Below are 11201 nucleotides of genomic sequence, written 5' to 3' on the forward strand. Positions count from 1 at the left end.
TCAGCTCTCCTGTCGCTGGCGGCGGGTGGTGGGCTGGGTGACCCGGTCGAGCATCAGCCCCAGGCAGACGATCGCCGCTCCGGCGACGAGACCGGTGGCCAGGTCGCCCTGGGCGAGGCCGAGGACGACCTCGTAACCGAGGGCGCCGGAGCCGACGAGTCCGCCGATGATGACGACGGCGAGGACCAGCACGACCGCCTGGTTGACGGCGAGCAGCAGGGAGGGCCTGGCCAGCGGGATCTGCACCTGGCGCAGTTGCTGGCCCGGGGTCGCCCCGAGCGAACGCGCGCACTCCATAGCCGCCGGGTCGACGCCCCGCAGCCCCTGGGTGGTGATGCGGATGACGGCGGGCAGCGCGTAGACGACCGCGGCAGCGGCGGCGGGGGCGCGGCCGACCCCGAAGAGGGCGACGACGGGGATCAGGTACACGAACTGCGGCATGGTCTGGAAGACGTCAAGCACCGGGCGCAGCAGCCGCTCCAGGCGTTCGCTGCGTGCCGCGCCGATGGCGACGCCGAAGCCGATGACCAGGGTGACGGCGACGGCGGCGAGCACCTGGCTGAGGGTGTCCATCGATGGCTCCCACACACCGAGCACGCCGATCGCGGCCATGGCGAGGACGGCGGTGGCGGCGGTGCGCCAGGTCCCGATGGTCCAGGCGAGGGCGGCGACGATCAGCAGCACCGACCACCAGGGCAGACCGGTGAGGCCGCTGCGCAGGGGGTTGAGGACGCCGCTGGTGAAGTGGGACGCGAGGTCGGCGGTACCGCCGACGACGGGGACCCCGGTGTAGAGGTGGTCGACCATCCAGTCCTTGGCGGTGTTGACAGGGCCGGCGATGGCCACGGTCATGTCGTCGGGCCAGACCTGGCCGTCGGTGGCCCGTCCGACGACGGCCACGGCCGCGGTGACGGCGGCGGCCAGGGACCAGCCGCGCCAGCCGCGCAGCAGGGCCGGGCCGGTGGGTTCGGCGCCGATACGGCGTCCCGCCGCCTCGGTCGTACGGTCGAGCACGACGGCCAGCAGCACGATCGGGATGCCCGCGGCGAGGGCGGCGCCGACGTCCACCGAGGACAGCGCCTGGTAGACGCGGTCACCGAGGCCGCCCGCGCCGATCACGGAGGCGATGACGGCCATGGAGAGGGCCATCATGATGGTCTGGTTGAGGCCGAGGAGGAGCTCCTTGCGGGCCAGCGGGAGCCGGGCGCTCAGCAGCCGCTGGCGTCCGGTCGCGCCGAGCGAGGTGACGGCCTCCATGACGCCGCTGTCCGCGCCGCGCAGGCCGAGCGCCGTGAGCCGGGCCATCGGCGGAGCCGCGTACACGACGGTGGCGAGGACGGCTCCGGGCACGCCGATGCCGAACACCAGCACCACCGGCAGCAGATACGCGAAGGCGGGCAGCACCTGCATGGTGTCCAGCACCGGGCGCAGGATGCGGAACACCCGGTCGGAGAGACCGGCGGCGAGGCCGAGGAGCAGCCCCAGCACGACCGAGGCGAGGACGGCGACGACCATCAGGGCGAGCGTCTGCATGGTCGGCACCCACATGCCGAGCAGCCCGCAGAGCAGGAACGACACGCCCGCGGTGAGGGCGAGGCGGATCCCGGCGACGCGCCAGGCGACGGCAGCGGCGAACACGGTGACGCCGGCCCAGCCGAGGGCCAGGAGGACCAGATAGACGCCGCGTACGGAGAGGACGACGGCGTTGCTGATGTGGCCGAAGAAGTAGAGGAACAGCGGGTGGCTGTCGCGGTTGGAGACGATCCAGTCCGTGACCTCGCCGAGCGGGGCGGAGAGGTCGGCGGTCAGCGCCTCGGGCCAGATCCCGCCGCCCCAGCGGCCGTGCACGACGGGCACGACGACGGCGGCGACGAGCGCGAGCAGCAGGAGCTTCGCGGCGGCGGGGCGGTCGCGGAGGGCGGCCAGCGGCCCCCGGCGCGCGCCCGTTGCGGCGGGGCGGGCCGGGGTGGCCTGTGCGGTGGCCATCAGAGGGTCACCTCGCGGAAGCCGTCCGGCGCGTCGGGGGCTTCGGTGGCCCCGGACACGGAGGAGTCCGGCGCGGTCGCCGTGCCGGGTTCGGACGTTCCGGCGACGACGTCGAGCAGGCAGGCGTGGTCGACGACGCCGACGAGGCGCCCGCCGTCCATCACGCGGGCGACGGGGTCGCCGGAGCGGGCGACCGCTTCGATGGCCTCGGAGACGGTGGCTTCGGGGCGTACGGCCGGGCCGCGCTCGCTCTCCCCGGCGAGCGCGGGCCGCATCGCGGTGGCTACGGTGAGGACCTGCTCGCGCGGGACGTCGCGGACGAACTCGCGGACGTAGTCGTCGGCGGGCGAGCCCACGATCTCCTCGGGGGTGCCAAGCTGGACGATGCCGCCGTCGCGCATGAGTGCGATCCGGGTGCCCAGGCGCAGGGCCTCGCTGAGGTCGTGGGTGATGAAGACCATGGTGCGGCCCTCCTCGCGGTGCAGCCGGACCACCTCGTCCTGCATCTCGCGGCGGATCAGCGGGTCCAGCGCGCTGAACGGCTCGTCGAAGAGGAGGACGGACGGGTCGACGGCGAGCGCGCGGGCGAGCCCGACGCGCTGCTGCTGGCCGCCGGAGAGCTGGGACGGGCGGCGGTCCTCCAGCCCTTCGAGACCGACCTTCGCCACCAACTCGGCTGCCTTGGCGCGGCGTTCGGCCTTGCTCAGGCCCTGGATCTCCAGACCGTAGGCGACGTTGTCCAACACCGTGCGGTGCGGCAGCAGTCCGAAGTGCTGGAAGACCATCGCGGCGCGGTGGCGGCGCAGTTCACGCAGCCGGGAGCGGTCCATCGCGAGGACGTCCTCGCCGTCGATGGCGAGGGTGCCGCTGGTGGGCTCGATCAGCCGGGTCAGACAGCGTACGAGGGTCGACTTGCCGGAGCCCGACAGGCCCATGACGACGAACACCTCGCCCTTGCGGACGTCGAAGGAGACGTCGCGGACGGCGGCGGTGCAGCCGGTGGCCTCGCGCAGTTCGGCGGGCGGGAGCGCGGCGTGCTCGCTGCCGGGGATCCGGTCGGCCTTGGGGCCGAAGACCTTCCAGAGGTTGCGGACGGAGAACACGGCGTTCTCGTCGGTCGCGGCGGCTCCGGCGTTCCCGGCGGCCTTGAGGGTCTCGGTTCCGGTCATCGGGCATCGCCTCCGGTGCTGGTGCTGGTTCCCGCGGCCGGCGCGGTACCGCGCGCCTGGTCGGCGAGGAGTTCGGCGCACTTCTCGCCGACCATGAGGACCCCGATCATCGGGTTGACGGCGGGCATCGTCGGGAAGACGGACGCGTCGGCGATCCGGATGCCTTCCAGGCCCCGGATGCGCAACTGCGGGTCCACGACGGCCTCGTGGTCGTCGGTGGCGCCCATCCGGCAGGTGCCCGCCGGGTGGTAGACGGTGTGGGCGACCTTGCGGGCGTACTCGCTGATGTCCTCGTCCGATGTGACCTCGGGGCCGGGGCAGACCTCGCGCTTCAGCCAGTGGGCCAGCGGCTCGGTGCGGGCGATCTCCCGGGCGAGCTTGATGCCGTCGACCAGGGTGCGGCCGTCGTGGTCGTCCTCGTCGGTGAAGTACCGGAAGTCCAGGGCCGGCTTGACCTCGGGGTCGGCGCTCGTGAGGTAGAGGCGGCCCCGGCTGCGCGGCTTGGGGATGTTCGGGGTCATCGACACGCCGTGCTCGGGCTTCTCGTAGCCGAGCCGCTCCGGGTTGTCGGTGAAGGGGATCTGGTAGAAGTGGAACATCAGGTCCGGACCCCGGGATCCGGGGTCGCGGCGGACGAAGAGTCCCGCGTCGGAGTCCATCGCGGAGTTCTCCGGGATGGGCCCGTCGGTCTCCCAGACGATGACGGACTCGGGGTGGTCGAGCAGGTTCTCGCCGACGCCCGGGAGGTCGTGGCGGACGTCGATGCCCAGGGCGGACAGGTCCTCGCGGGGGCCGATCCCGGAGTGCATCAGCAGCCGGGGCGTGTCGACCGCGCCCGCGCAGACGATGACCTCACGGGCGGCGTGCAGCAGGATCTCCTCGCCGTCCTTCGTGCGGACGTGGACACCGGTGGCGCGGTTGCCGTCGAACTCAAGGCGGTACGCCCAGGTCTCCAGCAGGATCCGGAGGTTGGGGCGGTCGCCGGCCTCGATGTGCGGGTGGAGGTAAGCCACCGACGCGGAGGAGCGCTTGTTGTTCTCGGGGTGGTAGGCGAGGTCGAAGAAGCCGACGCCCTCGTGGAACGGCTTGCTGTTGAAGCTGTCCACGCGCGGGACCCCGGCCGCCTCCTGGGCGGCGTCGACGAAGTCGCGGGCGATGGCGTTGCGGTCCTTCTCGTCCACCGGGACGATGTTGTTGCGCAGCTTGGCGAAATACGGGTCCATCGCGGCCGCGTCCCAGCCCTCGGCGCCCGCCTCGGCCCACTCGTCCCAGTCGCCGGGCAGCGGCTTGAAGCTGATCAGCGTGTTGTGCGAGGAGCAGCCGCCGAGGACGCGGGCGCGGCTGTGCCGGATGTGGCTGTTGCCGCGCGGCTGTTCGGTGGTCGGGTAGTCGTAGTCGAGGTCGCCGCCGAGGAGGCCGAGCCAGCGGCGCAGGGTCAGCACGTCGTCGCGGTCGATGTCGGTGGGGCCGCCCTCGATGACCGTGACGGTCACGTCCGGGTCCTCGGTGAGCCGGGAGGCGATGACCGATCCGGCGGTGCCGCCGCCGACGATCACGTAGTCGGCCACGGGCCCTTCGGGGTCGGGGACGGCGGTGCTGCGGGGGGTGGAAGGCATCGGTCACTGCTCCTTCTGCAAGGTTCGTGCGTGTACGTGGTGCTGCGAACAGCCGGGCGGGGCCCCGGGGTTGAGTCGTTTCGGGGCCCCCGCAGGCGTCAGCCGGCGAACCAGCGCTGGGGGCGCGGGTTGAGGTTCTGGTAGATGTGCTTGGACTCGCGGTACTCGGCGAGCCCCGTCGGGCCGAGCTCGCGTCCCGTGCCGGACTTCCCGAAGCCGCCCCACTCGGCCTGCGGGAGGTAGGGGTGGTAGTCGTTGATCCAGACGGTGCCGTGGCGCAGCCGTCCGGCGACCCGGCGCGCGCGGCCGGCGTCGGTCGTCCAGACGGCGCCCGCGAGCCCGTAGTCGGTGTCGTTGGCCAGCGTGATGGCCTCTTCCTCGGTACGGAAGGTCTCGACGGTGAGAATCGGGCCGAAGGTCTCCTCGCGGACCACCTTCATCTCGCGGTGGCAGCCGTCCAGGACGGTCGGCCGGTAGAAGTAGCCACCCTCGGGGCGTACGTCGCTGGGCTTCGGGCGTTCGCCGCCGGCCCGGACGATGGCGCCCTCCTCGCGGGCGGAGGCGACGTACGCCTCGACCTTGGCGAGCTGCTGGGCGGAGACGAGGGGGCCGCACTCGACGCCGTCGAGGGTGCCCCGGCCGAGGCGGATGGCGTCGGCGCGGCGGGCCAGCTCGGTGACGAAGCGCTCGCTGATGGAGTCCTGGACGATCAGGCGGGCCCCGGCGGAGCAGACCTGGCCGCTGTGGAAGAACGCGGCGTTCAGGGCCTGGTCGACGGCGGTGTCGAAGCCCTCGTCGGTGGCGCAGGCGTCGGCGAAGACCACGTTGGGGTTCTTGCCGCCGAGCTCCAGGGCCACCTTCTTCACGGTGGGGGCTGCTGCCTGAGCCACCTTCGTGCCGCTGGCGAGGCCGCCGGTGAAGGAGACCAGGTCGACGTCCGGGTGCTCGGAGAGCCGGGCGCCCACCGGGTCGCCCGCACCGGTGACGAGGTTGGCGGCCCCGTCGGGGAGCCCGGCCTCGGCGAGCAGCTTGATCAGGTGGACGGTGGAGAGCGGGGTGACCTCGCTGGGCTTGAGCACGAAGGTGTTGCCCGCGGCGAGGGCCGGGGCGATCTTCCAGCTGGCCTGGAGGAGGGGGTAGTTCCAGGGCGCGATGAGGGCGCAGACGCCGACGGGCTCGTGGACGACGATGCTGTGGACGTCGGGGTCGCCCGCGTCGACGACCCGGCCGCCGCTCTCGTTCATCACGAGGTCGGCGAAGTAGCGGAAGGCGTTGGTGACGTCGTCGACGTCGACCCGGCCCTCTTCGAGGGTCTTGCCGGTGTCGCGGCTCTCGATGATCGCGATCTCCTCGCGGTCCCGCTGGAGCAGCTCGGCGACCCGGCGCAGCAGCCCGGCCCGCTCGGCGACGGGCCGGTGCGGCCAGGGGCCGTCGTCGAAGGCGCGCCGGGCCGCCGCGATCGCCGCGTCGGTGTCCGCCACGCCGCCCTCCGCGACGACGGCCAGGACCGTGGCGTCGGCGGGATCGAGGACCTCGCGGGTCGCGCCGGATTCGGCGGCCCGCCAGACGCCGTCGATGTGGATGGTGCTGAGCGCCGACATGTCGTTTTTAGCCTTCCGTGCCTGAAATGCCCCCTCCGGTTTCGGCCGAGGCGTACGCATGGCGGGCCGACATCCGGCGCACCAGCGGCCTGGACCCCTCCCCAGTCCGGCGGAATGTATGCCGAGAATTTCACGCAGAGTGATACGCCTCACGCGTGACGGCCTCGGCGGGGCGCTTCCCGGTCCCCCTCCCGAACGGCCCGGTGCTGGTCAGACGGGTGATCCGGGGGTCGCCAGCCGGTGCGCCGCGTGCTCCCACACTTCCGGCCCCTCCCCCTCGACGGCGGCGGCGAACCGCTCCGGACGGGCGAGGAGCCTGCGGTGGCCGGGGTGGAGGGCGGTGTGCGCCAGCAGCCAGCCCGCCAGCAGATGCGGGTCCCCCGGGGTGGCCGCCCCCTGCTCCCGGTACGCCTCCCGTGCCGATGCGGCCTCCCCGTGGACCAGCAGGACGTCGGCCTGGCCCGGTGCGGTGTCCGCCGCCGGGTCCGTGGCGACGTCCGGGCGGAGGTAGAGCGCGCCCCGCACGTCACGCCAGTGGGTGCGTTCCGCCGCCGGGACGAGCCGGGGCGGCCGGGGCGGTGGGAGCGGCGTCCCGGAGCGCACCGCCGCCGCAAGCCCGGCGCGCTCCTCGTCCGCGCACCGCAGATGGCGCAGCCGCCACTCCGCCCGGTGTCCGGCCGCCGCCGCGCGGGCCCGCGCCACGGCCTGCCCGTCCACCGGCTCGCGCAGCCAGCCGTCGACGGTGCGGGTGAGGCCGGCGACCAGTCGGCGGCCGGGTCCGGTGAGCGCCGCGCGGGTCGCGAGGGTCCGCAGGACCGTACGGGTCTGGATGCGGCGGAGCGCGAACCGGAAGGGCGCCAGGTCCAGCGGATCGGCGGCCCGGTCCCCGATCCGGTCCCGCCAGAATCCGGCGACGCCGACGAAGGCGTACGCCCCGTGGAGGAGGCCCGGCAGATGGCGCGGGTCCGGGCGCCACGGGGCGTAGTGCTCCTCCGTGCGGTCGTCGTCGAGCATCGCGAAGAGGTGGAGCAGCGCGCCGAGTTTGCTGTGCTGGAACTCGTGGACCATCGTCTCGGCGAGGGCCGCCCCGTTCGGCGGCTCGGCCACCACCATGGAGCCGAACGCGTCCGCGGTGGAGGCACTGAGCCCCTCGACGGGGCCGTTCGGCAACCGCCCGGGCCAGGGCACGATGCGCCTGATCTCCTCGGGGCGGAGGGTGCCGGGGCCGGTGTCTCCGGATTCGGGCGGGACACCGGAGCCGGGGACTGGGATCGGGCCGGGGGCGAGCAGCGTGACCGCTTCGGCGAACAGCCGCCGCCAGGTGGCGAGTTCGCGTGGGGTGAGCCGACGGGGCGGGATCGGGCTGTCGAGGTCGCGGTAGGGGTCGGTGTCGTCGAGGGCGACCTCGGGACCGCCCTGCCGGACCGGCAGCCGGTGGGTCGGCCACCACACGGCGCTCTGCTGTGCGGTGAGCGGGCGCAGGGTCAGTGCGGCCGCCCCGGTGCCCGGCACGGTCGCGGTGAGCAGCAACTCCCCCTGCCGCACCCGTGCGTGGACCGGCTGGAAGCCCAGCAACGGGATGCCCGGCAACTGGGCGAGGCCGAGCGTCGGCAGGGGTATCGCGCCTTCCCTGGCGGGCACGACGAGATCGGCGTCCGCCCCGGAGCGCAGCGCGGCCACCAGGGCGACGGCGGCCAGGTGCCCGGCGTCCACCCAGAGCGGAGGGCCGACGGAGACACCGTGCAGGCGGCGCAGGGTGTGGGCGAGCCAGCTACCCACCTCCGGGCTGAGCAGCAACTCCTCGGCACAGCCCGGCCGCCGCTCCTCGGCCTGTTCCACGGTCTTCCAGATGGCGCCGAGGTCGGCGGGGCCGAGCAGGGTGGGCCGTTGCTCCAGTCGGCTCAGCAACTCCTGCAGCAGGACGAGACGTCGGGACCGCTCGCCATCCGTCAGGAAGGCAATGGCCTCCTCCGAACCACCGCCCGAGGCCAGTTCGTCGAACCTGGCGCCGGGCATCCGCATCGGTCTGTGCACCAGCGCTCCTCTGTCGTGGTCCCGGCGCGACCTGCGGGCACGCTCATCCGCGGAGGGCCCGCACAGCGCTCAGTCGGCGCGGGCGCTAGGAGGGTTGCCACCGGACAGCGTGCTGGTGCGCGCTCTTCGGATCTCCTCCAGCAGACGCTGTCCGGGCGCGGGCGCGAAGTCGCGCACGGCGGCGACTCCCACCTCCGCGAGGTCCGCGACATCGGACTCCAGATAGTCGGCCGGATCACCGACCGATGGCGTCTGCTGCAAGGCCTGTTCCCCCTTTTCGATCCGGCGGCACACGATGCCACCCGTCCCTTCCCATCATGACGAATGGGTTGCCTTCCGGAAACCCGTGCGATCACGCCGGGCGATCAGGGAGCCGGTCGGTTCTCGGCCAGGAACTCCCTCAGGGCCTCCGCCAGTTCGGCGGCCCGGTCCCGGTCGTCGTCGAGCAGGGTGACGGCCCGGTAGAGGTCCCAGGGGCCTTCCGGCCGCCTCCGCAGCGTCCGCAGGATGCCGAGGACGTCCGTACGGGGCACCGCGTGCCGCGGCATTCTGGCCACCAGGACGGGGTCCAGCTCCGCGACCATCGTCTGGCGTTCTTCACGGTCGCTCATCAGCGGATAGGCGAGGAGCGCGTCGACCACCCGGGCCAGTCCGCCGCCCCTCCGCTCCGGCCCGGGGGCACCCGCGTTCCGTGCCGCGGGCGGCCCCGGAGGGGCGGGCAGATGTTCCGCGTGTCCGGGACGGTACAGGTGGAGCGTGGGCACCTGGGTGTGGCCTCCGTCGGCGCGCAGCCGGTCGAACCGGCCCCGGACCGCGGCGAAAAGCGCTTCCGGGTCGGGGGCCGGGCCGCCGGGCAGGGCGGCCAGCTCGCGCAGGAGGATGTCCGAGAAGACACCTTGGCCGCCCACGGGGTCGTTGGCCGCACGCTGCCCCCGGTCGGCGGCCAGCAGCACGCTCTGCCGGTGGACCCGCAGGCGCTGCCCGGCGGGGAGGCTCCCGTCCGGGATCGTGACGGCCGGGCGGTGGCGCTCCTCGAAGGTCTGGCAGGCGTCGACGACCCAGTTCTGCTCCGTGAAGCCGGGCAGGACGTCACTGCTCAGCCGGCGGCGGGCGGACTCCAGGTCGATGTTGCGCCGGTCGGCGTCCGTGGCGTCGGCGCAGTAGAGCCGCAGGTGTTCGTCCCGGTCCAGGACGCCGTGCCCGCCCCACCAGATCCAGAGCACGTCCCCCTGCCGGGCGGGCAGTTCATGGACCAGGGCGCGCCGCAGGGTCTCGTGGTCGGCGTCGCGGTGGCCGGTGTCCGCGTCCACCGTAGCCGCCGTCTCCGCCGTTTCCGCAGGGGCGAGATGCAGCAGGATGTTGGCGTCCGGCACGCCCGTGGACCGCAGCCAGTCCCGGAAGCGCAGGGCGTCGCGGACCGGCCCCGGCAGCGTCCAGCGGGGGCCCGCGGCATAGCGCTCGACGCCGACGACGAGCGCCACCACCCGTGCCGGGTCGACGGCGTCCGCGCTCACGGCAGGCGCGGAGACGGCGTCCGCGCTCATGGCAGCCGCTCCGCGATGGCGCGGTAGACGGCCGGGTCGCTCCAGTAGGCGCTGTGGGCGACGGGGAACGGCTGCCGGTTGTCCGTCGCGATGTCCTCGGCCCGGCCGGGGAACACCGGTGCGGCGGCGAAGCCGAGCAGATCGCGGCGGTCGTGGATGTTCAGCCAGCCGGGGACGTGGGCGGGCAGCGGCTCCGGGTGCTCGAGGTGGGGCAGCGCCCCCGTCTCGTACAGGAACGGCCCCTGCGAACCCACCGTGACCAGCAGCCGGACGCCGGGCAGCGGGGCCTCGATCAGGGTGTCGAGGGCGATGATCCCGCCGAGGCTGTGGCCGAGGAGGACGACGGGCGGCTCCACGGCGGCGACCAGTTCGCGCAGGGCGGTGCGCAGGGGACCGCCGCGTACGAGGAACGTGAGCACGTCGCCCGCCGCCGGGTGGGCGGCCTCGGTGAGGGCGCGGCGGCGGCGCACCGCGTAACGGGAGCCGAGCCGCAGGACGGGCCGACCGATCAGCCGGCCCACCGGCCCCCGGGTGGAGCCGGGCTCGGTGGCGCCGAGCTCCCGGGCGATCCGGTCCACGGCGGCGTCCCGGGTCGTGCCGTCGCAGAGGACGGGCGCGTCCTCCGCCATGGCCGCGCCGATCACGGCGGCGGCCAGCGCACGGGCCAGGAGCGGCGCCAGCTCCTCGCGGTCCAGGGCTTCGGCGGCCGGGGAGAGCAGGGGGCTGCGGGCGAGATCGGCGGCCCGCGCTCCGAGGCCGGGGCCCAGCTCCGGGGCGATGCTCCCGTCCCGGGCGGCCAGGGCCGCGAGCCGCTCCCGGAACTCCTCGTCCGGGAAGGCGGCGCCCGGGGGTATCGCCCCCGAGGTGCCGCGCGTGGCGGCGAGGGCCAACTCCGCCTCCGGGTCCCGGTACAGGCGTTCCCAGGCGGCGGCCTCGTCGTCCTCCTCGCTCTCCGCGTCCCGCTCGGTGGCCCCGGCCCTGTCCAGCGGGATGCTGGCCCCGCCCGCGGCGAGCCGGGCACCGTACGGCTCGCCCCAGTCGAGCGGCACGACCCGCACGCCCGGGGCGGCCTCGGCGAGCGAGGCCGTGACCCGTGCGTTCAGGGCTTCGGTGTGCGGTGGCCGCACCCCCGTGCCGTGGATGAATATGACCGTCGTCATGCGTCCCCCCGTCCGTGGCATTCCCGTCGGCCGCACCCGTCACACGTTTCCCGTCAGCGGTCCCCCGGCCCCGTCCCCGTACCGCTCGGTC

Annotated in this window: 8 protein-coding genes; all 8 read right to left on the bottom strand. The window is 74.1% G+C overall.

Annotation, left to right across the window (positions count from 1 at the left end):
• The 8 genes from IE134_RS21285 to IE134_RS21320 all read right to left on the bottom strand — a co-directional run bounded on the left by IE134_RS21285 (position 1) and on the right by IE134_RS21320 (position 11110).
• Positions 1–1986: an ABC transporter permease gene (locus tag IE134_RS21285; protein ID WP_030711817.1), complete on the bottom strand. Its 1986-nt coding sequence runs from the start codon at positions 1984–1986 to the stop codon at positions 1–3.
• Positions 1986–3155, bottom strand: coding sequence for a quaternary amine ABC transporter ATP-binding protein (locus tag IE134_RS21290; protein ID WP_030711827.1), 1170 nt, complete (start codon positions 3153–3155; stop codon positions 1986–1988). Before IE134_RS21290 ends, IE134_RS21285 begins: the two co-directional genes overlap by 1 nt.
• Complete coding sequence (locus IE134_RS21295; RefSeq protein WP_030711830.1) at positions 3152–4771, bottom strand: GMC family oxidoreductase; 1620 nt, start codon at positions 4769–4771, stop codon at positions 3152–3154. Before IE134_RS21295 ends, IE134_RS21290 begins: the two co-directional genes overlap by 4 nt.
• Positions 4772–4869: 98 nt before the next feature.
• Positions 4870–6372 (bottom strand): aldehyde dehydrogenase family protein, encoded by a 1503-nt coding sequence (locus tag IE134_RS21300; RefSeq protein WP_030711833.1) that lies wholly within the window; start codon positions 6370–6372, stop codon positions 4870–4872.
• A 210-nt stretch (positions 6373–6582) separates the two neighbouring features.
• Complete coding sequence (locus IE134_RS21305; RefSeq protein WP_189431380.1) at positions 6583–8406, bottom strand: HEXXH motif domain-containing protein; 1824 nt, start codon at positions 8404–8406, stop codon at positions 6583–6585.
• Positions 8407–8475: 69 nt separating this feature from the next.
• Positions 8476–8667 (bottom strand): hypothetical protein, encoded by a 192-nt coding sequence (locus IE134_RS21310; RefSeq protein ID WP_229823679.1) that lies wholly within the window; start codon positions 8665–8667, stop codon positions 8476–8478.
• 104 nt (positions 8668–8771) lie between these two features.
• Positions 8772–9950 carry an effector-associated domain 2-containing protein gene (locus tag IE134_RS21315; RefSeq protein WP_189431382.1) on the bottom strand — a complete coding sequence of 393 codons (1179 nt, stop codon included), beginning with the start codon at positions 9948–9950 and terminating at the stop codon, positions 8772–8774.
• The gene (locus IE134_RS21320; RefSeq protein WP_189431383.1) at positions 9947–11110 is read right to left on the bottom strand and encodes an alpha/beta fold hydrolase; all 1164 of its coding nucleotides are present in this window, start codon (positions 11108–11110) and stop codon (positions 9947–9949) included. Before IE134_RS21320 ends, IE134_RS21315 begins: the two co-directional genes overlap by 4 nt.
• Positions 11111–11201 lie beyond the last annotated feature (91 nt).

Source organism: Streptomyces rubiginosohelvolus (genome assembly GCF_014649875.1).
In the GTDB taxonomy this organism is placed as follows: Bacteria; Actinomycetota; Actinomycetes; order Streptomycetales; family Streptomycetaceae; genus Streptomyces; species Streptomyces rubiginosohelvolus.

Coding starts and splice junctions, on each gene's coding strand:
- IE134_RS21285 (WP_030711817.1), bottom strand. CDS start 1,986: ATGGCCACCGCACAGGCCACCCCGGCCCGCCCCGCCGCAACGGGCGCG.
- IE134_RS21290 (WP_030711827.1), bottom strand. CDS start 3,155: ATGACCGGAACCGAGACCCTCAAGGCCGCCGGGAACGCCGGAGCCGCC.
- IE134_RS21295 (WP_030711830.1), bottom strand. CDS start 4,771: ATGCCTTCCACCCCCCGCAGCACCGCCGTCCCCGACCCCGAAGGGCCC.
- IE134_RS21300 (WP_030711833.1), bottom strand. CDS start 6,372: ATGTCGGCGCTCAGCACCATCCACATCGACGGCGTCTGGCGGGCCGCC.
- IE134_RS21315 (WP_189431382.1), bottom strand. CDS start 9,950: ATGAGCGCGGACGCCGTCTCCGCGCCTGCCGTGAGCGCGGACGCCGTC.
- IE134_RS21320 (WP_189431383.1), bottom strand. CDS start 11,110: ATGACGACGGTCATATTCATCCACGGCACGGGGGTGCGGCCACCGCAC.